This window comes from Streptomyces sp. NBC_00557, assembly GCF_036345995.1.
Classification (GTDB): domain Bacteria; phylum Actinomycetota; class Actinomycetes; order Streptomycetales; family Streptomycetaceae; genus Streptomyces.
In genome coordinates, this window is sequence record NZ_CP107796.1 from 5,601,762 (window position 1) to 5,623,968 (window position 22,207).

Consider the following 22,207-nt stretch of genomic DNA (forward strand, 5'->3'; position numbering starts at 1 on the left):
GGCCGTGCTGATCAGAAACCCGGGCGCGTGGGAGGAACCGCCTGAGGAATGCGACAAGCCGGACGAGGCTGTCGCGGTCGAGAAGGCGGAGCCGTCCGAGAGTAAGGACGACGGTCAGGAGGAAACGACCGGCGCGGGTGGGGTGAAGAAGGCTGCGTCGCGACGAGGGCGCTCGTCTAGTGCGTAATACGCTCACACGCACGGCCTGGAGCCAATTCCCCGAGCGGCTCCCGGCCGTGCCTCGTACTGAGGGACGTGATCCTGGTGGACGAGTTCCAGCGGTCGTGGCTGCTCGCGCAGCTCGGCCCGGACACCGACCCGGCCGACCTGGAACGCCGCTTCTTCCGCCTGCGGTCGGTGCGCGCGGTCGCACTCGAGGTCCTGGGCGAGCGGCGCGCCAAGCTCCTCGCTGACCCACTCAAGGTCACCGTTGACGGCGTGGTGACCATGGACCTGCAGGAAAACCTGCGCGGCGTCGAGCGCCAGATTGAAGTCGTGCGGCAGGTATCCGCGCCCGACGAACCGGAAGAAAGCGGAGAGCAGGCGAGCGAGTCTCTCGCTACGACTTGGCTTATGCCGGCCCGCCGTTACAGGTAGCTGCCCGGGGGACAACCGACTTGGACGCCGCGGCACACCCCCATGCGCCTTCCAATGACTCTCTGCTGGCCGCAGGAGCAGGTGCCCTGCGGCCAGCCTCAGGGATCTACAGCCAGGGCCAGTGGCCCCAGCTCACCGCTCCAAGTACCAGGGATCCGCCGGTTGCACCTGCCACGATCGCGGGCGAGATGTACACCGCGAAGACGGTGCGGCCTCCGATCAGCAGTTGCACGTTTGCTCGCCGTGCAGAGGAAGAGGTCGACGGCGGGGCTTCCGGGATCCATGGGCCGCCTGCGGGGCTCTCGCCGGGTGACTGCTGGCCGGAACCTGTGTCATGGTGTGTACTCACCAGTTGTCCTTTCGCATGAGCACGGCCGCCGTCTGTCTCCCTGGCCGGCAAACCTGAAGAAGACGGTGGCACGCGACACTCGGTCCTCCCGAGGCTCGAGAGGACACAAAAGGGCCCCACCAGACCTTAGGCATGGTGGGGCCCTCATTGATGGAGTGACCGTAGCGAAGGGTCCAGCAGCAAGGCAAGTTGCCCCAGACTTTTCGTGGGACTGATGTAACCTGCCCTGTTCATTGCGGAGTTGGTCGTGGCGAGTGCTGAACAGCATGCCGATGCACGTCGGCGTCAGCGATCGTGAAGACCCAGAAGAGGCTCGGTCGGCCGCTCGACCAAGCCGCCGTCGGAGCCCACCGATGGACCGCTCAGGCGGTTGCTTGCTTCCGGCGCCGAAGTACAGCGAGTACAGCGATGGCGGCAAGGGTCATCCACGCCTTGCCGAGGATCTGGCCGGTCAGGTACTCGAAGGAGCCGAAAGCGAGCTTGAGGAAGAGGAGGCTGTCCGCGAGAAGACCCACCGCGTTCGAGGCGAGCATCGCGATCAGCAGCCCGCGCTTCCGCAACGGCTCATAGACAGCGAAGTCCATGGTTTCAGCGACCGCGAAGGCCGCAGCTGAGGCGACGGCGAGTTCTGGGCTGGCGAGGGCGAATGACAGGACGGTGCCGACCGCAATGGCTGCGAGGACGGCGCTGCGGCCAGCCGATTCACGTGCGAGGTCACGAAGGACTAGCTGTTCTGTCCAGGGAGGTTGGTGACGGACGGCACGGCTGGGTGGTCTTGAACGGGTGAGGGCCTTCCGGCTTCGGTGTGGATTGCGACATCTCCACCGAGCACCGAGAAGGCCCTCTTGCCCCACCGTAATGCACCGCTGACCGAGACCGGCCGTCTTCGCCTGGCCCGCTGTGTGGTCGAGGACGGCTGGCCCCTGCGCCGGGCTGCCGAACGTTTCCAGGTCTCACCGACCACGGCCCAGCGATGGGCCGACCGCTACCGCCAGCTCGGCGAGGCGGGTATGAGCGACCGCTCCTCCCGACCGCGCACAAGCCCGCGCCGTACTCCGACCCGCACCGAGCGCCGGATCATCAAGGTCCGCGTGCTGCGCCGGTGGGGACCGGCCCGCATCGCACACCTGCTCCGCCTGGTTCCCTCGACGGTGCACCGCGTGCTGACCCGCTACGGCCTGGCCCGCCTCACGCACCTGGACCGGGCCACGGGCCGTGTCATACGCCGCTACGAACGCGACCGCCCCGGTGAACTGGTGCACGTCGACATCAAGAAGCTCGGCAACATCCCCGATGGCGGCGGCCACAAGGTCCTCGGCCGACAAACGGGCCGCAAGACCCGCGCCAACGCCGGCTACAGCTACCTGCACACCGCCGTCGACGACCACTCCCGCCTGGCCTACAGCGAGATCCACCCGGACGAGAAGAAGGAGACTGCCACCGGCTTCTGGACTCGGGCGCAGGCGTTCTTCACCGGCTGTGGGGTCACCGTCGAACGAGTCCTGACGGACAACGGCGCCTGCTACCGCTCACGCGACTGGCGAGACCTGCTGACGGCGGCAGGGATCACCCACAAGCGAACCCGGCCCTACCGGCCCCAGACCAACGGCAAGGTCGAACGCTTCAACCGCACCCTGCTCGACGAATGGGCCTACGCCCGCCCCTACCGCTCCGAGCAGGAACGACGCGACGCCTTCCCACAATGGCTGCACACCTACAATCACCACCGCGGACACACCGCACTCAAGGGCCACCCACCCGCCAGCCGCGTCCCCAACCTCTCAGGGCAATACAACTAGCGCGAGGCCGACCATATATACCCCGGCAGGGGCGGCGTAGCCGAAACCGACGGGAACGGCTCCGAACTGGGTGACGGCCAGGTTGGCCGCGGGGATGGTGGCAACGTAGGCCACGAGGGTCGCGATACCGGCAGGGGCGGGGAAGTTCACGTTCTTCTTTCTGTCTCTGTGATGTGATCGGTGCGCCGATACCACGCCGCGGACGGACAGCGAGGCGAGCGCCCAGACAGTACAGCCCGAGCCACTGACAAAGCCGACGGGCCCACGCACCGAGATTCTGGCCGGATCCAGTGCACTGCCAGCGGCATATGTCCGAACATTCGAGGCGCGGGGCGTGCGTCTAGTCAACGCCAGGGAGGTGGCGCCCGTGCAGGCCGTCGCAGGTCATGCGGTCACAGTTTCCCAGAGGCTGAGTGGCCCGCGCAGCCGGCCCGATCCGGCGCGACTCCCACGCATGACTACCTTTCGGCCGGATTTTGTGGCGCGTTACACATAGAGTGCGAGCGTCGACTACTGACCGATTTATTCCTTTTCTGGATGTATGTGGGTCCGGTCTAAGCCTGCCGGTATCGCACGTTCACACCAATACCGAATGTGCGTGCGATTCTTCGGACTTCTGTGTCGACAGTGTTGTCAGTGGGGGCGCTTAAGCTCATCCTCATCGTTAAACCAGCAGGTGGGGGGCGAGCAGAAGGATGTCTTCGGGCTTCGCAGTCGGGCACCTTGTCACGTTCACAGGAGCGCCCGGAATCGGCCGTGTGGGGGCGGTCGATGGTGGCACGCTGCGTGTCGACTTCTTCGAGTCTGTCGCGGAGCCAGAAATTGAGTCGCATCCCGTTCCGGCTGCTGCTTGCAGGCGGGTACGCCTTGAGCGGCAGACTCGGGTGTTCCGACACAACCCGAGCACCGGGGAGTGGCTGGCCGGGCGCGTCGCGAATCGCGTTGGCGGTCAGTACTTTGTGCGGTTCCCCAACGTCGAGTTCGCCTTCCCTGTACCCGAGTCGGAGCTCCGAGTGCGATGGGACAAGCCGGTTCGGGACCCGCTCCACGTCCTGGTGTCTGGGGGTAACGAGTCCGGCTTTCTCTACAACGCTCGCATCCCGATGTTGCGCAACCTCGTGGCCCAGCGTGCCGTCAGCGCCAGCACACCCGCACTCCTCGCCGCAGCCGCTGAGATCTATCCGCACCAGGTCCGCGCCGCGCTGGCCGTGCTCTCCGATCCCGTTCAGCGGTACCTCCTCGCTGACGAAGTCGGGCTCGGCAAGACCATCGAGGCCGGCTACGTGATCCTGCAGACCCTGATCGACAACCCGCAGGCACGTGTAGTCGTCGTCGCGCCCGACTCGCTGCGTCGTCAGTGGCAAGTGGAGTTGAAGTCGAAGTTCTTCACCGACGACTTCCCGATGCGTGTAAGGATCACCTCCCACGAGACGCCTGAGAAGTGGGAGCAGTACCACCAGAGTGATCTTGTCGTGGTGGATGAGGCCCACCAGCTGGTCCAGGACCGCGACGACACGGACCCCACCTACCGCGCGCTGTGCGACCTCGCACACTCTGCGTCCAAACTCCTGCTGCTGTCCGCCACACCTGTCACGTCCAGCCACACCACGCACCTGGGCCTACTACACCTCCTCGACAAGGACGTGTACAAGTGGAGCGAGCGCGAGGCGTTCGAACAGCGATACAACCACCGGGCGGAGTTGGCTACTCACCTCTACAGCCTCAGCGCGGAGTTCCACCTGCTGCTGCCCTCCTCGATCGACATGATCATGGAGTTGCTCCCCCAAGAAGACACCCGCTTCGACGACCTTGCAGCCCGAGTCCTCGAACTCGTCGACGCTGAGGGCAACCTCTGTGCCGAGACGGACATGGAGGATCTCTCCGCGCGGGTCACGGCACTTCAAGCGCACATCAGCGAGACCTACCGGCTGCACCGCCGTGTCATCAGGCACCGCCGAACAGGCGTATTGCTGGACGACGAGGACTCGGCACTGTTCCCTTACGAGGTGCGAGGCCGAACAGAGCCGTCGCCCCTGGCAGTCGAGTCATACGACCCGGCCGCAGACAGTCTCGTGGAGTGGCAGACGCAATTGTGGGGGTATCTCCTCGACGAGGGGCTTGAGGACAACCGTGACGCCTATGCCCTCGTCCTCGCTGTGCTCGCCTCCCGTCTCGGAGGCACGTCCGCAGACTACATCGATGCACTTCGGTGGCGCGTTCATCGGGACGAGGACGCTGCTCTTCGGGCTGGTCTGAGCCCCCGGGAGCGGCACCACCTCAGCGCGCCGTCAGTAGCGCCTCTCGAACTGAAGATCCTCGAAGGTCTCGAAGAGCAGATCACCGACGACCGCCATGCCGCCGAGATCAACGAACTCGTCGACGCCCTTCTGCGGGCACTGCGTAGGGGTGGACGCGTCATCATCTTCTGCGGCCCCGGCGCCCTCGCCTCAATGCTTAGCGAGCGACTCAGCGAACGGTTCCGTCAGGTCGACTTCTTTGAGCACACTCGCCGTGTAGGCGCCGAGAAGTCCGAAGCTGCCATCGCCGAGTGGCGACAGCAGACCGCGAAATGTGCCGTGCTGGTCGCTGACGATACGGCTGAGGACGGCCTCAACCTTCAAGCCGCCAACACCGTGATCCACGTACGCCTGCCATGGTCGCCCAACCAACTCGAGCAACGTCTCGGCCGAACCGACCGCTACGTCGAGTCACACCAGCAGCGCCGGCCTCCCGAGCAGTTCGTGGTCACGGACGCCGAAGCCCACTCGGGGGCGTGGCTGTCGCTGCTCAGCAACGGCTACCGTATCTTCGCCGACTCGGTGTCCACGCTTCAGGACGCGATCGCGCAGGGCCTCGCCGGGGTCTGGGCTGAGGCGCTGGAGCATGGGCCCGAGGGCCTGACGGACTCCGCGGACGCGGTCCAGGCCCAACTCGCCGATGCTCGCGCTGAAATCGACCACATGGACATGCTCGAGTCGGTCTTCGAGATGTCTCCTGGCGGAGACCAGTTCGCCGAGCGGCTCGGTGCATTCGAGGCTGACTGGGAGGAGACTCGCGCAGCCATGCTGGGGTACACCGGCCAGGATGGCTCAAGCGGCGTTCAACTCCGTCACAGCGAACCAAGTGCCAATCGTGATGCCTTCGAGATCACGCAGAAGACCCTCATCTCCCCACACCTCTACGATCGCGACCAGCTCACGGACGAGATGGGCCGGGGTACGTTCAACAGGAATGAGGCTCTCAAGGCCGCCGGCACACGGCTGTTCCGCATCGGGAACCCGCTTGTCGACACACTCGCGAACGTCGTCTGGTACGACGACCGCGGCCAGGCCACAGCCTTCTGGCGGGCAGACCGGGACCACAAGGGGGAACCCGAACCTTACTTCGGGTTCGACTATCTCGTCGAAGCCGATACCGAACTGGCGCTAGAACTGGCCCTGCAGATCCCGCACGTACAAAAGCGCGCTGAAGCGGAAGCAGCCCTCAGGCGCCAGGCCGACCAACTGCTCCCGCCCTTCACGTTGAAGGTATGGGTGCCGGCAGGCTCCACCCAGGCCCTCAGCGACGAGAGCACCCGCGAATGGTTGGACGCCCCCTACGGGGCTACGGACCACAACTACAACTCGAAACTGATTCACGAGTTGCTGGATCTCTTCGACGGACGTCCCGGGTACGAAGCCTCTGCGCGAGCTGCCGAGCAGGTCGCCCGGGCCGAACTCGAACGGGTTACCAACCTCGCTGACCGATGCGCCCAGGCACAGGAGAAGGGGCGCGAGCGTCTCGCCGTCGCCAAAGCTCAAGCAGAGGCCCGACACGCAGCAGGTCGTCTTCTTGGCGACCGCGAGAGCTACCTGCTGGACGTGGACGTGACCGAGGCGCTGGTGAAGGGGCTTAGCCACCCCAAGGTCCGGCTCGTGTCCGCCACCTGCGTGCTGAAGACGGGACTCCGGAGGGTCCGTCGTGGCGACTGATAACTGGACGGGTGCCGCCGTCCTGCTGAAGGACTTGTCGACGCTTCCAGAACTCCCGCATGCGCGGGGGACGCTGCGTAGACTCCGCGACGCCTTGATGAGCCAGTCCGTCGGGTGGCGAGACATTGCTTCGCTGACGCGGCAGATCCTCCTTGAAGCTCGGGCCCGTGAGAACACCACCGGCTTGACGGTGCCGCTCGATCCGAGGCTTCCCACCCGGGAGCAGTGGGACAAGATGCACTGCCAGACCGGGTTGGTCGGTGGCGGCACGCATCTGTGGCTCACCGCGACGCCGTGGCATCCGCCTGTCCGTGATGACGTGGCCCGCAAAGCAGCCGAGGAGGACCTCCGTCAGGTCTACCTCGGGGAGGACTCACCCCACCGGCGGAAGTTGGAGTCGTACCCTGCAGATCCCTTCTTCACGGCCGCGCTGGGTGACGATCACGACCGTTATGTGTCGGTCGGACAGCGACAGGCAGCCAGGGCCGTGGCGCTGGCTGAACCGGGGAGCACCACGATCATCTGCCTTCCCACAGGGCACGGAAAGACCGCGGTGGCCATGGCGCCTGCGCTCCTGGCGAGCGTGAGCAGCGGCGTATCCGTGGTCGTCGTGCCCACCAGTGTCCTGGCAGCAGATCTGGAACGGCGCGCCAGCGAAATCATCGAACGGCAAGGCCACCACAGCCCCACGCGCCGGTACGCCTACACCAGTGGGCTGTCGGCCGATGAGCGACAGCAGATGAAGGAGGACATCGCTGCGGGGCGCCAGCGTCTGGTATTCACCTCACCCGAGTCCCTTGTGCGAAGCCTGAAAAAACCGTTGGAGACGGCCGCTGCGGCTGGCCTGTTCAAGTACTTCGTGATCGATGAAGCGCACCTCGTCGAACAGTGGGGCAACAGCTTCCGTACCGAGTTCCAAACGATGTCGAGTCATCGTCGCACGTGGCTCAGCAGAGCCCCCGACGGGCAGAAGCCCGTCACTGTGGCGATGAGTGCGACTCTCACAGCGCAGCAGGTGGAAACGCTTGACACACTCTTCGCCTCCCCGCAGAAGGCGAGAATCGTTTGGGCTGCGCAACTGCGCCACGAGCCGAGTTATTACGTCGATGTATGCCGGAATGAGCAGGAACGCGAGGCTGCAGTCATCGACGCTGTTTCGTTCCTGCCGAAGCCGATGATCGTGTACACCACGAAAGTGGAGCACGCGGAAGAATGGGTCGAACGCCTCCGAGAGCATGGATTCCGCCGAGTAACCCATGTGACGGGCGACTCCAGCGACGCTGAGCGTCGTGAAGCCTTGGAAGGCTGGAGCGGCAATACAGCAGACGGCAAGACCAACACTCGATACGACATCGTGGTGGGTACTGCGGCGTTCGGCCTGGGTGTCGACCTCAACGACGTGAAGACGGTCGTCCACGCCTGCTTGCCTGAAACAGTGGACCGGTACTACCAGGAGGTCGGCCGGACAGGTCGCGACGGCAACCCATCAATCGCCTACCTGGCAAGCACACGTGGTGACGAAGCCATCGCCGACTACATGAGCAATGAGGTGATCATCGGAGCCCCGCGTGCTTGGCAGCGATGGGAAGCCATGTTTCATGATAGGACCCCGATCGAAAACCGCCACCGGGTCAGCCTTGACTCGTACCCGCCGGACATGAACGAGGGATTTGACCGGAATCGCTCATGGAACATTCGTATCCTGAATCTGATGGTGAGAGCCGGTCTCGTAGCTGTCCACCCGCCGCAGTCGCCAACCAGAGGCGAGGACGAATCCGACGTCCATTGGAAAGCGCGCCTTGAACACTTCCACGCAACGGCCAATGATTACGCGGACGTCGAACTTCTCGGCTCTGACTCACGGAGTAGGGATCACTTCTACACGCGGTTTGACGCGGAACGCCAAAAGCTACTGCAGGATCGGGCAGCGTCACTGCGGGAGCTGAAATCGGCGCTGGTAGGAAATCGGTGCATCGGCGAGGTACTGGGCGCCTACTACCGTATCCCCGATGGGGCAGGCCAACTTCGTACGGGCATTACCTGCCGGGGCTGCCCTCACTGTCGGGCAACAGTAGATCCCATGCCCAGCGGCTTCTACCGACTCGCCGGCGAACCTCGTCCCCTTGTGCCCATGCCGGAACGGCAAGGGCGCCTGCCTCTGCTGCGGTACTTCGGAGCCCGACGGTGCCTGAGCATCTGGTGGCAGGACGCTGGCGACCAGGTGCTCGCTGCCCGTCTGGTGGACAGCCTTATCCGCCGGGGAATCGCCGTAGTAGGAGGCCCAGGGCTGGACGCTCGCCTGAGGGCCCAACTGCAGACTACGGCACGGACTCGTACCGTGATCGTTGACGACGACGGTGCCCTTCTCGCGGACTGGCATGGTCCAGTCATCTGGATGACCGACCCCAACGCAGTGTCTCCCGGACCGGAGGTGGCTGCTCGTGTCGCGTGGGATGCACCGACTTACCTCATCCACCCGCGGACCCTGCATCACCCAGAGCGCCGAGGTACGCCACTTATCGACATCCATCCGGCGAACCTGTCGATCCGCCGTGCCTTGGAGGAACTCTGATGACTCTTCTGAACGTGGATGCAGCTCTTCCCTCTCAGACATGGGCGCTAGTGCGCCTCCTCGTCTACTTGGGGAAGAGCATCGCCCTGGACGAGGCCCGGGCCTTGGTGAGCCCTCCTGCTTTGCGTTCTGATGACATCAAGTCGAGGGCGCCCTTTGACAGCGCCGTCAGTTCGCTCGTGGACCTGGGGCTGGTGCACGTAGACGAGGAGCATCAGGAATTGTCTCTTGCGGGCCAAGCCACGGCTCTGACCAACTGCGACGATCTTGATACCTACACCTGCATCCTCCGGCGCGCGATCCTCGCAGCAGACCGCAATCGCGGTCTGGGGGATGACAACGATCCGGCTGGGCCCCGTGACCTGACGCGTGCGCTCGCCTGGTTCCTCATGCACGACCCGATGGAACCACCCGTCGATTGGATCGCCGCGCAGCGCCTAGAGCAGGATGGGAAGGACCACAGGTTGCTCAAGCCGGAAGTGCAGCCCATCTTCGTCAACGCGACCCGGTGGACCCGTTTTGGTTATTGGGCCCCCGCCCTTGGTCTCGCTGCAGCCCCGCTCATTCGTGCTGAGGGTAGTGGCCCTCTGGTTCCCGACTGCACGACGGCTGTAAAGCAGACGGCAACCGGATTGTGGCAAGCGGGGCAGCGAATGAACGCCGTGGAGGTATTGCAGGTGCTGCGAGAGCACCTGCCTGTGCTACCCGGCGGTGCGCACTCGCTTGCGTTGGGCATTCCTAGTCCTGGCGAGAATGCGGCAGGCGCCGCGCTCTCGTTCGCGCTGTTGCGCGGCCACGACGAGAAGTGGCTTCGCCTGGAGCACGACGATGATGCCCGGCACATCCTTCTCGTGCACGACCCAGACCGGCCGGCCAGCCCCCGCCCCGTCAGCGACATCACCATCCTGGAGGCCACCCGTGGCTGACTTCCGCGGAATGATCTGTTGGGAACCGGCAGTGGCAGCCTCCACGATCAACACGGAGGCGGTCAGCCCGTCAAGAGCAGTTTTCCTGGCGACGCACGCTCCATTGAGGATTAAGCGCGCACGAATCATGGGCGGGAGAGAACTCGTCCTCGAAGGCGACCCGATCAGCGAACAAGAGGTCTTTGAAGAGTTCCTGGCGCTCCGACCGGACAGCGGTGCCTTGCTCATGCCGATCGTCGGTGACTCAGGCTCGGGCAAGTCGCATCTCGTCCGATGGGTGCGGGAACAGTTTGCTGCGATGGAGGACGGGGCAGACGATCGGGAGATCATCTACCTCGAGAAGTCCAAGACAAGTCTCAAAGCTGTCGTTAGCACTCTCCTCGCGAAGGCAGAGAGCGACGAGTTGACGCAGCTGAAACAGGACATCAACAGGTTCACCGAGGACATCGACGAAGACTCCCTTGCGCGGCGGATCCTCAACGAGTTGAGCGAGGCGCTGGAAGCAACCCCTCCCAGCACGGAGTCGCGCCCTCTAGCCCGCATGCTGGTCGGTCCGGGGAAACTGGCAGCAGTGCTGCTGGACCCCCATGTTCGCGCAGAGTTGCTTGCTCCGGGTAAGTTCGTACCGGAACTTGCCCGCCAACTCATTCACAATCGTGACACGGGCCAGGCGGATCGCCCTGAAGGATTCACTGTCAGTGACCTCCCGCTCGACATTCACGATATTCGATCAGCGTCAGGGATGGCGCAGAGGCTGCTGGGCACCATAAGCACCCGAGGCGACCTTCAAGCCATCGCGGTAGACCTACTCAACCGGCATCTCGAAGCCGCCATCAAGAGCGCCGCTAACCTCGGAGCGGGCAGGCTTCTGGATGCCATGAAGCAGGTGCGAGAGGCATACCGCCGGCAGGGCAAAGAGATCATTCTTCTGATCGAAGATTTCGCCCTGATCCAAGGCGTGCAACGGGACCTGCTCGACGCTGTCGTAGAAGCGGCCAACCGTGAGGGAGAGACGACTCTCGCGCCAATCCGCACCCTGATGGCCGTAACCACAGGCTACTTCCAGTCCTTGCCGGAAACAGCCTTGACCCGCCTCCAAGCGGCCACCGGCTACGTGTACCACCTGGATGTTCCCTTCAGCCCAGAGGAGACGGGACGCACAGAGATCGCCGCGTTCGTCGGCCGCTACCTGAACGCGGGCCGTGTCGGCCGTGAAGCCCTGGAGCGCGCCAACGAAGAGACTCCGAACAAGTGCATGACTTGCCCTCTCCAGACAGAGTGCCACGAGGCCTTCGGCGCCACCTCTGATGGCTACGGTCTGTATCCCTTCAACGAGTCGTCTTTGGTCAGGGCTGTTCATGCAACAGCCCCGAAGGACAAGCCTTGGACCTTCAATCCCCGCGCCGTTCTGGGTAGCGTCGTCCGGCCAGTTCTGAAGGAGCACGCCGGCGCCATTCGGCGCGGCGAATTCCCCGATCCTGACTTCCGGCAGCGTTTCAGGCCAACCAGCCTCGACAATCCGCTCAGCCGGCAGGTACGTACCTTCGTAGAGGAGAACGACCACGATCCTGCATCCGCTGAGCGGCGCAACCTCGTGCTCGAATTTTGGGGGGACGCCCCCGAGCACGCCGGCAGCGTCCATCCCACGATTCTGGAAGCCTTCTCCCTTGAGCCGCTGGCTGATGAAGGCCAGCAAGGCCTCTCGCCGGCTTCTACTTCCTTCCCTGAGCAGTCACGTAGCGGCATGCACAGGGTTGAGGCGAAGGAGACGGCAGAACGGAACGAACTTCCGAGGGAACTCCAGCGAATGCTGGAGACGGTGGACGAGTGGCTCACCCGCGAGGGGGGTCTGGACACAGCGACCGCCAATCGGATCCGCAGTGTTGTCTCAAGTGCGGTGGTGCAGAGGTATCTGTGGAACTCTCCGCTGATGCGGGAGCAGGCTCTCACCGAGATCAGGAGGGCAGCCTGGCCGGCCAAGGCAACGGTCGTGTCCATCGAGGGCGCGCGGGAGAACTTGACGGGTGTAGAGAACGCGCCCATCACCTTCTCGCGCTTGCCGAAGGACAGTTGGTTCTTCGACAGCTTGCTGAAGGCCGAGCGGAGCCTGCCGGCGAGGGCCGAAGACATCCGCAGGTTGGCCACGCTGGCAGACAAGCACAGGCCCGACCTCACCGCTCGGCTGCAGCGTCATATGGAAATCACCGACGACCACCTGGTTGCCGGCTTCCGGGCCTCGCTCATCGGCGCAGCCTTGGCGGGCAAGGCGTGGCCGGGAATGCCCAAACCGCTCCTCATCGCAGCCGCCCTGGACGATGGCCAGGAGTGGCGTCGTGAGGACCACTCCATCCGCGTCACTAGGTGGATGGACGTCCTCTCGATGCACCTCAAGGCGCGCCCGGAACTTGTGAAGCAACTGCGACACGCCGTCGGCATCGCGCAAGGCGTCGGCTCGGTCACCATGGTCGACGCTGCACGCATCCTCCCCCTGCTCGACGAGGCAACGTCTTCCTGGGACTGGGATCCTGAGGGACTTGAGATCGCGAAGTGGGTCCGACCGGCGGTCAACGGCTTTGCAACCTGGCCAGACATGCTCGACGACCAGGTCACGCACCACGAAGAGTTGCTCGACTCGATCCGGAGCCGCCAACCACGCGGGACCACCGGCGTCCAGACCATGGCTGGGATTCGGGATGCGCTCAGTGCCGCGCGAGAGGTCGGCCTGCCGCTGACCGCCGAGCAAGCACGCCAATTCGACGCGCTCATTCAGGCATGCCAGGACGCCGACTGGAAGTCCATCTCCGCGCTCGAGGACGACCTGGCTAAAGCGAGCGACGACAGCCGTGATCCTGCTGCACAGCAGGACGCCCGAGTAGTTGCGGCGGTCAAGGATCGCGGCACCTCACTCAAGACGATTCAGCAGCTACTTCTCGCCAGCGACGCCTGGCTGGACTCGGCTCTCATTAGCGCCGAGTCACGCTCCAGCGGCTCCGCGGGTGACAGTGCAGCAGAGGACGTCGGGCATGTCTGTGCGGAGTGGCAGGCGCTTACAGCCGTCACGGCCGACGAGGATAACGGGGAGGACTGATGACCAACTTGTCTGTGTATGACAAGGCCGTGCAGCTGCAAAACCGGGCCCGCCAGATCGCCGCCGGTGCGGTCGGTGAGAAGGAGGCAGCCCGGGTCCTCAGCCGCACCAAGGAACTGCGCGGTGCGTTGGCCGAACTCAGGAATCAGGTAGAGCTCGGTCGTACGCTTGCGGACTTGGGAGCGGCCGACGAGCCCGACTTGACCGGCGTCGACACGGCGCGCACTGCCTTCGAGCGCAAGGCTCGCAACGGTCTGCCCAGCGACACGGTCTTCAACACGGCCAGGAGGAAGGTCCAGGAGATCACGGTCAGGCTCAAGAGCGAAAACAGCGAGGCTTGGTCTTCCTGGGCCGCTGCACAGATCGCTGATCTGCCGCTCGCCCGCATCCCTATGCTCTCGGCCGGCGAGCGAGAGGCAGCACGGGGGCGGGAGAAGGAACTCCGGCAGGCGGCTGCTACCAAGAGCCTGTCTAAGGCTGACATCACTCTATTCACCGGCACGTACGCCATTCTCGCCGAGTCGCTGCACGACAAGAGTGATCCGCCCAACGAACTGCTGACCCTCCTTGAGCGGCTGGAGAAGCGCCCCAGCCCCACGCTCCGCGACATCACGGACGATGACATCGCGCTGCTACGTCAGTTCGAAATGGACCTTCACATCACCCTGCAGAGGACGGGAGCGTGACCGATCACCTCGACATCCGCTTCGCCAACGAACTCCTGAATCGCCTGGAGGACCGCGAACTACCACTCCTTTCGTGGGGCGTGACGGAGAGCGCCCTGTCTGAGGCTGAGGTCCTGGAGACCATCGACGACGTCTTGAGCAGCCATGCGGCGGCCCCGGCCGGCGTCTCGGCCCAAGCGGTCTTGGAGGAGTTCCTCCTTCGCGCGCTGCTGTTCGAGGTGCCCGTGCCCGTGGCGTCCCCACCGCGATATCGGACGCGCCTGGCGGAATCCATAAGGCTCACTGCGGGGCTCCGCCAACTGTTCGCACGAGGCGGCTGGGCCGATGAGGAGCAGCCGGGGTGGTGGCAGCACCGGCCGCGTCTCGTCGCCGACTACCGGCTTCATGTGTCCCCGCGGCGCTATCCGCGTCGGAACATTCCCGCCGAAGATGCGCTTCTCCAGCTGGCCCAGCTTCCCTCTTGGGGAGAGGTGCAGGCGCGCGTGGCCGCCGCTCAACTTCAGGGCCGTAAGCTGGCGCGCTTCCAGCTGGAGGCCACGCGTACCGTTTTCGCCTCCCTCAGCGCCCAGACAGCCAAGGGGATCATCGTCGGCGCGGGCACAGGTAGCGGTAAGACACTGGCGTTCTATCTGCCGGCATTCGCCGCGATGGCCGACCACGCTCGCCACGGGGCAGCGCGTGTTCACACGCTGGCGCTGTATCCGCGCAAGGAACTCCTTCGTGATCAGCTGCGGGAATCCATCCGCGCAGCGGACAGTGTCGACCAGGCGCTGCACGAGCACGGGCGACGCTCACTACGGGTGGGTGCGCTCTACGGCGACACTCCGTGGAACACGCGTGACCGTAGGCTGGAGGCGGACTCAAGGCTTCCCACCTCCTGGGAACGAACCCGCAAAGGTGTCGTGTGCCCGTATCTGCCCTGCCCCAATCCAGATTGCGGTACAGGGGATCTTGAGTGGACGGATGACGATCGGCGGCAGGGGCGAGAGCGGCTGACCTGCATCAAGTGCGGCTATGCCCTCAAGCAAGGGCGGCTCGCGCTCACCCGCGACTCCATGAGGAAGAACCCGCCCGACCTGCTGTTCACGACCACAGAGATGCTGAACCGCGCCAGCGGCGACTACCACCTGGAGCGGCTGCTCGGCTGGCGCGGGGGGACGTCAACCCCTTCCCTTGTCCTCTTGGACGAGGTGCACACCTATAGCGGCTTCCACGGAGCCCAAGTGGCCCTGTTGCTGCGCCGCTGGCGCGAAGCCGTTCGCCGGCCCATCACCTTCGTGGGTCTCTCTGCGACCCTGCGAGACGCAGATACGTTCTTCGCGCAACTGGTGGGCCTGCACCCAGGCGACGTCGTGCCGATCGAACCAGACGACACCGACATGGAATCCGAAGGTCGCGAATACGCACTTGCACTCCGCGGCGACCCTGTCTCCGGCGCCAGCCTGCTGTCGACCTCGATCCAAACGGCCATGCTCCACGGCCGTCTACTCGACCTCGACCACAACAGATACCTCTACGGCTCCACCGGTTTCCTCTTTACAGATGACCTGGACGTCACCAACCGCTTCTACAACGACCTCCGCGACGCAGAAGGCGGACAAGATCGTGCCGGCCGCCGACACAACCCCAACAAAGTCGTGCTCGCCGGGCTCCGCTCATCCACTCGCGACGAGCACGCAGCCCGCTACCTCGACGGGCAGTCCTGGGACCTTGCCGAGAAGATCGGGCACGATCTTGACCCGACTCTCCGGCTCCATCATCTGCGCGTCGGACGAACGTCCTCCCAGGACGTAGGCGTCGATCACGACGCCAATCTGACCGTCGCCACAGCATCCCTCGAGGTCGGGTTCAACGATCCGCGCGTGGGCCTGGCACTTCAGCACAAGGCGCCACGGGATCCCGCAGCGTTCATTCAACGCCGCGGCCGCGCAGGCCGACAGCGTGGGACACGCCCCATCACCATCGTCACGCTGTCGGACTACGGCCGGGACCGTCTCGCCTACCAGGCGTACGAGACCCTCTTCGCTCCGGAAGTGCCGGCACGAAACCTGCCGATCAACAATCGCTTCGTCTTGAAGATTCAAGCCACACAGGCCTTGCTGGACTGGTCGAGTAGCAAGCTTCGTACCAGGAAGCTGTATGACGATCCACGGAAGCTCCTCAAAGCCCCCAACGGCTACGTTGTGCGCGACGAAGACCGGGATGGCCACAACACTTTGGCCTCGCTCTTCGAAGCTTTGCTCTGCAACCCCGACCTGCAGGACGAACTCGCCCGGCACCTGATGAGGGCCCTGAAGATCACCGCAGACGAGGTACAGGCTCTCCTGTGGGAGCAGCCGCGCTCGCTGCTTCTGGCCGTTGTCCCAACTGCCCTGCGTCGACTTCGCAGCAACTGGACCTTCCAGCGCACCGACCCTGGCGCCAAGGAAGGGTCAGTGCTGCCTGAGTTCATCACGCGATCCCTCTTTGAACCTTTGAACTTGCCCGAGGTGGCACTCATCCTGCCGTTCCCAGAGAAAGTGAGTCTGGAGCAGCTTCCAATCGCAAGAGCCCTGCGCGAGGCCGTCCCCGGCCGCGTGAGTCGCCGCTTCGGGCACCGCCGGGATGAGCACCGTACGTGGCTGCCGATACCGCCCAGCGGCGTAAACGCGCTTCCTCTGCCGCAAATAGTCCAGCATGCCGACCCCGAGGGGGTATGGCACCCACATGGTTACGATCCACAAGGGATCAAGGTCTTCAGGCCCCACCAACTGAAGCTGGAACAGCCGACATCGGACATCGCGGACCACTCCCAGGGCTTTCCCCTGTGGGGGACTCAGATCGTCGTGCCGGAGGACGCGCCTCCGACCCGCGCGGATGTGCCTCATCCGTCCCCCTGGCATGACCGTATCCGTGCCATCGGCTTTGCGACTCACGCGGCAGGGAATCCAATCGAGATACGGCGTATGACCATCGGCGCCGAATGCAACATTGCCTTCGCGCGCGGCGGCGGCGAAACACGTACAGTCCACTACGAGTTGCACGGAAAGCCAGCCGCGCTTGGCTTCAGGATGGATGTCGACGCGGCCCGCATCTTGCTGAAGCCCATCAATACGTCGGACCCCCACGTCAAGCAGTATCTGTCATCCCCGCAGTGGCGCTCCCTGGCATTCTCATGTGCCATCAACGAGGACCCCGCACTCGCGGACATTTCCAACAGATTCCAGAGAGAGTGGCTGACGCAGGTCTACCTGACCACATTCGCTCTCGAAGGCATGGACGGAACGCGCACCGCCGAGCAAGTACGGGAGTCGCTCGCCAACGGAATGTGGGCGCGGCAACTGACCCGGATCATTAGCGTGCTGTATCGGGACAACAGCGATCCAGAACAGATCCTCGACAACGCCCGATTGATCACAGGGCTCACGGAATTGGTTCATGACGAGCGAGTGCTTGCTGCAGTCGACCGGGCCGCGGAGCTTCTCGTGGCTCCGGATGTCGCGGACCGCACCGAGGACCTGGCCCAACGCGCCTATCGAGACACCCTGGCAGCAGCGATTCTCGCTGCTGCCCAGCGTGCCTGTCCCGACGCACAGGACGGAGACTTGATAGTCGACGTCCTGCCCGGCACTGACAGCACCGAGCCCACGGTCGTGTGGCTCAGCGAAACGTCGGTTGGCGGTCTGGGCGTCATCGAGAGCCTGGTTCGCTTCTACGGGGATGACCCCCGCCGCTTCTGGGCGCTGGTCACCAGCACCTTGGCGCCCAGCGACTACGAGTACGTAGACGCCACACTGACGCGGTTGCTGCGGCACCTGGCAGAGGAACCGGGCGGAGATGCTGCCACGGCCATCCGGGCACTGCGCGGTGCTGAAGATGCCGAAGCAGCTAAGGAAGCCCTCGACTCGCTCCTCGCTGCCTGGGAGAGGTTGGACGGACGACCTCGTCGCGCCGCGGTGTCGGCTTTGTCTACCCGCCTCCTTCGTCCCGGATCCGGACCCGATACAGACGCGCAGGCCTTGTCCATGGTCAACGCCTGGGTGGATCTAGAAAGACGCCTCGGAGTAGAAGTGGACGCCCGTGTCATCGCTTACGCCGTGGGGGATAGGCGACTGAGCGTCGGTGGTAGCCGTGCCCTGAACGCCGACCAGGCCTTCAGTCTCCTGTGGCCGCGCGGACGACAGGCCCGTACGCAGGACCTTCAGCACTACCAGCCCTACGCGGAAGCTCCCGTACTGGACCGTCTCCTCGTGCGGACGGCCCACGACGACCGCCTTCCCCAGGTGGACGTCACGTCGAGCGACTGGATCCTGGCCTATCAGAAGGCGATGTCCGACAGCGCCAGTGTGGAGCTCATCTGCCCGGCAAGCGAACCGCAGGCCTTGGCCGAGGCGATCGTCCAGGTGCCGGCCCTGCGCATCGACAGGGACGTCCTCGTCCTGTATGGCGAGGTCCGCGGTTATGCCCGGCACCCAGATGAGTTGCGCGTGCGAGTGGAGCTGCGGGAGGCGGCCCAGTGACAGAACTGACCAGAACGCTACGCACAGGCGCCAAGACGGGCTTGAGCGTCGACTCAATGCTGGCCGCAGCATTGATGGCGGAGATGATCAATCCGAGCAGGGAACTGTGGCTCGTCTCTCCCTGGATCACGGATGTGCGAGTGATCGACAACCGGCACGGCAGCTTCGACGCGCTGTTCGGCGATGTACCGCCCAGTAGTTGGCGGCTGTCCGACGCACTTCTGCGGATCGCCGGTGCTGGATCCCACGTCTACATCATCACTAGACCCGATTCTCACAACGAGGCGTTTCTCCGGCGGATCGAGGCTGCGGAACTCGACACGGTGCACGTGCGGCGTGATGCCGATGTCCATGAGAAAACGCTGTGCGGGCAGGAGTGGTTGCTCACCGGATCGATGAACTACACGGTCCGAGGCATGGCGAAGAATGATGAGTCGGTCACCTACAAGGTGGGCGGGCCGGATGCCGGCCAGGCGCGGCTGGACCTGGCCCGGCGGTGGAGGAGTGGCGCATGACGCAGCCCCAGGAGAAGAGGCGGGAAGCTCTCGAGAGGTTCTTGCAGCAGTTCTTCGGCCCGGGAAACGGTGTCTGGCCAGGGATGAGCCCAGACTTCCGCTACAAGGACCGCACCCTGCCGTTCGTGGAGGCTCTGCGGCGTGGCGACGACGCACCTGTCGTCTTGCCCCGCACGTATACCGACCGCGACCGTTTCGTCATGTACGTCATCGCCCGAGATGTGAATGATCGGGCTAAGACGGCCGATTTGATCCGCGCCTTCGCTGGCCCCACCTACATCGCCTATGACGAGCAGGTAGGCATCCAGCCGGTCTGGCTCGACCCTGACGACCCTGTCGAGCAAGCCATTCTCGACTTCTTCAGCCAGCGCCCTACCTTCAGGCTGGAAACAGGGCGGACCTTGGACCACAAGAGGAATCTGGCCAATGCCCTGCAATTGATGCAGTCCACTGAGGCCAGCCGGCCTCCCAGACTGTGGCGGATCGCCAAGCCGGTCGGTCGCCTCCTGGCAGAGTTCGAAGCTGCTCTGTCGGCTGGCGCCGAAGGTGCGTCAGGCGTAGTGCTGGACCACCTCGCGGCCACGGGCGGAGTGACGGCCTTCAACCTTGCGAATCTAAAGATCAAGCGGCTTGATCGACTCGGCCGAAGCGAAGAACTACTCGGCTCCCCTGATCTTCCAGACGTAATCCGGCAGGATCCTCCCGTTCCTGTCAAGGAGGCCATCTTGAACGCCGTGTACGCGGCGCTGGAGGAGCCTCTGGCCGATAACGATCTGCCGACGGCACGACAGAGACTGGAAGAGCGAGGCCGATTCGTCCCTGATCTCCTCGACGTCGACGCTACCTCGTTGAGTGCCCAGGCCATCGCCGTTCTGTTGCTGGCAGCTTCCATCCTTGAGGACGTGCCGGCCCTTCGCCGCCTCATCGAGGCTGTGAAGAGCAAGAACCGTGCCGACGAGTTGCCGCCAGTGGTATGGGAGGACGCCGTACGGCAACTCCGAGAGGCCGACGGTGACCCGCTGCCCCCAGCAGAGAGTGCGCCATCCCCTGGCGCTCCTTCAAGCGACTCGCCTGCAGGACCTTCGTCCGTCGACTCCTGGCCATCTCTGCTTGAGGCAGTGGCTGAAGGCCGCAACGCCGGTGACTTGGCACTCAGGAACCGCGTCTGGGCGTCGTGGCCATCGCCTGCGGCTGACGATGCCGTCCTGGCCGCGTACCTAGACAGCCTGGAGAACCAGGCCGCGGATGCGGCGTGGGGGGCTGCCGGGGCGTTTATCGACGCGGTTGGATACGCGAAGCCGGCAGGGCTTACTGCTCACGCGTTCATTCGCAATGCCGTGACCTTCGACCGGTTCGGTCCAGGGGACCTTGCAGTTCTGCAGGCTCTCACGGAGATCGCCCTCCGTGCCGCGCCCTCGGCTCGGACCTACGCCGACATCCTGGATGAGATCGGCTCCGAGCGTAGCCGCTGGGTCTCGCCAGAGCGGGCTCCGATCGCGCTGGACTTCGTCGACCTGCTGTTCCTGGCGGCATGCCCGGACCTTAATGCTCGCAGCAACCTGGCGTACAACCTGCTGGAACCTCTCTGGCGGCACCAAGGGCGACTCACCGAAGAGGACTTGGCCTTCGCGAAGCGCCTCTCCAGCGAACTCGGCGTCGACTTCACCTGGCAGCCCCCAACTGGAGTGAGCGGTGAGCAGGAGACAACGCTCGCCGACCTGCCATCCATGAACGTGCTGCTCTACTCCCTCGATCAAGCGGTCCTGGGTCGATGCGCTGAGGAAATTGAACGGCTTGCGCCAGCGGTGAAGACGGTCACCGCCCACGACCATGTGGGGAGCTCACAACTCCGCCAAAAGGCGCGCGCTGCCGATGTCATCGTCCTCGCGACGCGTTGCGCAAAGCATGCGGCTACGGGCTTCATCACGCAGAATGCTCAAACCAAGTACGTCCGTTATGCAGATGGCAGCGGATCAGCGTCGATGCTCCGTGCAGCTGTTGCTGGTCTTCGTGGCGTTGCCGCGGGCCACTGAAGTGACCGATGGCCTCCCCCATCAAGAGTGGGGGAGGCCATCGGTCACTGACTTGCCCTGATGCTGCTACCTGCGAGCGAAGGGCTTCAGGTAATCCTTGAGGAGACGTAGATCAGAGGGCGTGTTCTGCAAGCCGTTCCACTTGCGTTCTTCATCGGCGAACCTCCACGTCCCGGATGTCCAGGCCACATGGGGCTCCAGTTCCGCAAGAGTCTTGCGGACCTTCTTCCAATTAACCTTGTCCACCGGAATTTCAGCAGTGAGCTCGTCCATGACGAAGCCCATCGCTTGGATGCCGACGCCATGCGTAAGCCGGGAGTCCTTCGGGCCGAGCCTCCAGGCATCCGGGAACACGTCCCTTACCAGTCCCCAGTACTCGCACAGATGCTCAAGCATCTTGTCCGGGTCACCCGAGCCGTCCTCGTTGCGGTACTGGTAGAGCGCACCTTCGTAGAGGCTGTACTCAAGCATCTTGAGGACACTGTTGTCCTTGATGTCGCCCAAGGGAGACGTAGGACTCTGAATCCGGCCGAAGAAGGCACTGTGGCCGTCTGTATTGAGGCGGATCATAAGGCGAGCTGGGAGCTGGCGACGAGCGTACGAAGGCGGTAGGTGACCGCTGGTGTCCGGCAGCAGTTCGTTCACCAGACCCTTGGGAAGCGGCTTGGTTGAGTTGACCAGGATGAACTGGGACCGCTGCTCTTCTTGCCCATCGGCGATGAAGCCCACAGCAGCGACGGGGAACTCTGCAAGGTTCGCGTCCCGGATGGCGGCGCTGCGCTGCTGGCCGTCTACGAGCCAGGCTGGTTTCTCATCCTCCGACTGGGTCTCGTCGACAGGGATGACGAGCTCGCCGGGTACGGAGTAGTCAACGTCCTTGGCCGGCCTACCGGGTACGAACTCAACCCGCTTGTCGAAGGCGAGGACCAGGGCGTTGGGGAGCATCGCCCCGTCAGACTCCAAGTAGCGGCGGATCGCCTTGATGTGGCTGAGGACCTCCGGTCGCTGGTAGCCCTGCAGTCGCTGCTCATCATCCCGGCTGATACGCGAGACTGCGGTGAAGTCGTGCAGCTTCTTGCCGTCGACAGCAAAGCAGAAGATCTCTCGACTGCCTTGGCGTACGAGTAGGGCTGGGAGTCGCAACGTGTATCGGTCGGCCACATCATCTCCTA

The 22,207-nt window shown here is 64.2% G+C and carries 12 protein-coding genes; 10 read left to right on the top strand and 2 right to left on the bottom strand.

The annotated features are described in order from the left end of the window. Positions 1-255 precede the first annotated feature (255 nt). Positions 256-597, top strand: a complete 342-nt coding sequence (locus OG956_RS24475) for a hypothetical protein (protein WP_240801124.1) — start codon at positions 256-258, stop codon at positions 595-597. A 711-nt stretch (positions 598-1,308) separates the two neighbouring features. Here the strand turns inward: OG956_RS24475 and OG956_RS24480 are convergent. Continuing rightward, positions 1,309-1,800: a VUT family protein gene (locus OG956_RS24480; RefSeq protein ID WP_330340129.1), complete on the bottom strand. Its 492-nt coding sequence runs from the start codon at positions 1,798-1,800 to the stop codon at positions 1,309-1,311. Between OG956_RS24480 and OG956_RS24485 the strand changes: the two genes are divergently transcribed. The 9 genes from OG956_RS24485 (at position 1,792) to dpdD (ending at position 21,035) form a co-directional block, all read left to right on the top strand. Continuing rightward, positions 1,792-2,745 carry an IS481 family transposase gene (locus OG956_RS24485; RefSeq protein WP_330339445.1) on the top strand — a complete coding sequence of 318 codons (954 nt, stop codon included), beginning with the start codon at positions 1,792-1,794 and terminating at the stop codon, positions 2,743-2,745. The genes OG956_RS24480 and OG956_RS24485 overlap by 9 nt on opposite strands. 695 nt (positions 2,746-3,440) lie before the next feature. Then, positions 3,441-6,716, top strand: coding sequence for a protein DpdE (gene dpdE, locus OG956_RS24490; RefSeq protein WP_330340130.1), 3,276 nt, complete (start codon positions 3,441-3,443; stop codon positions 6,714-6,716). Then, positions 6,706-9,288, top strand: a complete 2,583-nt coding sequence (dpdF, locus tag OG956_RS24495; RefSeq protein ID WP_330340131.1) for a protein DpdF — start codon at positions 6,706-6,708, stop codon at positions 9,286-9,288. The genes dpdE and dpdF overlap by 11 nt, the downstream gene beginning before the upstream one ends. Continuing rightward, complete coding sequence (gene dpdG / locus OG956_RS24500) at positions 9,288-10,214, top strand: protein DpdG (RefSeq protein WP_330340132.1); 927 nt, start codon at positions 9,288-9,290, stop codon at positions 10,212-10,214. Before dpdF ends, dpdG begins: the two co-directional genes overlap by 1 nt. Next, the gene (dpdH, locus tag OG956_RS24505) at positions 10,207-13,302 is read left to right on the top strand and encodes a protein DpdH (protein ID WP_330340133.1); all 3,096 of its coding nucleotides are present in this window, start codon (positions 10,207-10,209) and stop codon (positions 13,300-13,302) included. The genes dpdG and dpdH overlap by 8 nt, the downstream gene beginning before the upstream one ends. Next, positions 13,302-13,988, top strand: a complete 687-nt coding sequence (locus tag OG956_RS24510) for a hypothetical protein (protein WP_330340134.1) — start codon at positions 13,302-13,304, stop codon at positions 13,986-13,988. The genes dpdH and OG956_RS24510 overlap by 1 nt, the downstream gene beginning before the upstream one ends. Then, positions 13,985-18,487, top strand: coding sequence for a protein DpdJ (dpdJ, locus tag OG956_RS24515; RefSeq protein ID WP_330340135.1), 4,503 nt, complete (start codon positions 13,985-13,987; stop codon positions 18,485-18,487). The genes OG956_RS24510 and dpdJ overlap by 4 nt, the downstream gene beginning before the upstream one ends. Then, a complete protein-coding gene (gene dpdK / locus OG956_RS24520; RefSeq protein WP_240801127.1) occupies positions 18,484-19,002 on the top strand; it encodes a phospholipase D-like domain-containing protein DpdK in 519 nt (172 codons plus the stop codon). The genes dpdJ and dpdK overlap by 4 nt, the downstream gene beginning before the upstream one ends. Next, positions 18,999-21,035 (top strand): protein DpdD, encoded by a 2,037-nt coding sequence (gene dpdD / locus OG956_RS24525; protein ID WP_330340136.1) that lies wholly within the window; start codon positions 18,999-19,001, stop codon positions 21,033-21,035. The genes dpdK and dpdD overlap by 4 nt, the downstream gene beginning before the upstream one ends. Positions 21,036-21,101: 66 nt before the next feature. On the opposite strand, the gene dbpB is transcribed toward dpdD, so the two are convergent. After that, positions 21,102-22,196 carry a DGQHR domain-containing protein DpdB gene (gene dbpB, locus OG956_RS24530; protein WP_330340137.1) on the bottom strand — a complete coding sequence of 365 codons (1,095 nt, stop codon included), beginning with the start codon at positions 22,194-22,196 and terminating at the stop codon, positions 21,102-21,104. Between the last annotated feature and the right edge of the window lie 11 nt (positions 22,197-22,207).

Coding starts and splice junctions, on each gene's coding strand:
- dpdE (WP_330340130.1), top strand. CDS start 3,441: ATGTCTTCGGGCTTCGCAGTCGGGCACCTTGTCACGTTCACAGGAGCG.
- dpdG (WP_330340132.1), top strand. CDS start 9,288: ATGACTCTTCTGAACGTGGATGCAGCTCTTCCCTCTCAGACATGGGCG.
- OG956_RS24510 (WP_330340134.1), top strand. CDS start 13,302: ATGACCAACTTGTCTGTGTATGACAAGGCCGTGCAGCTGCAAAACCGG.
- dpdD (WP_330340136.1), top strand. CDS start 18,999: ATGACGCAGCCCCAGGAGAAGAGGCGGGAAGCTCTCGAGAGGTTCTTG.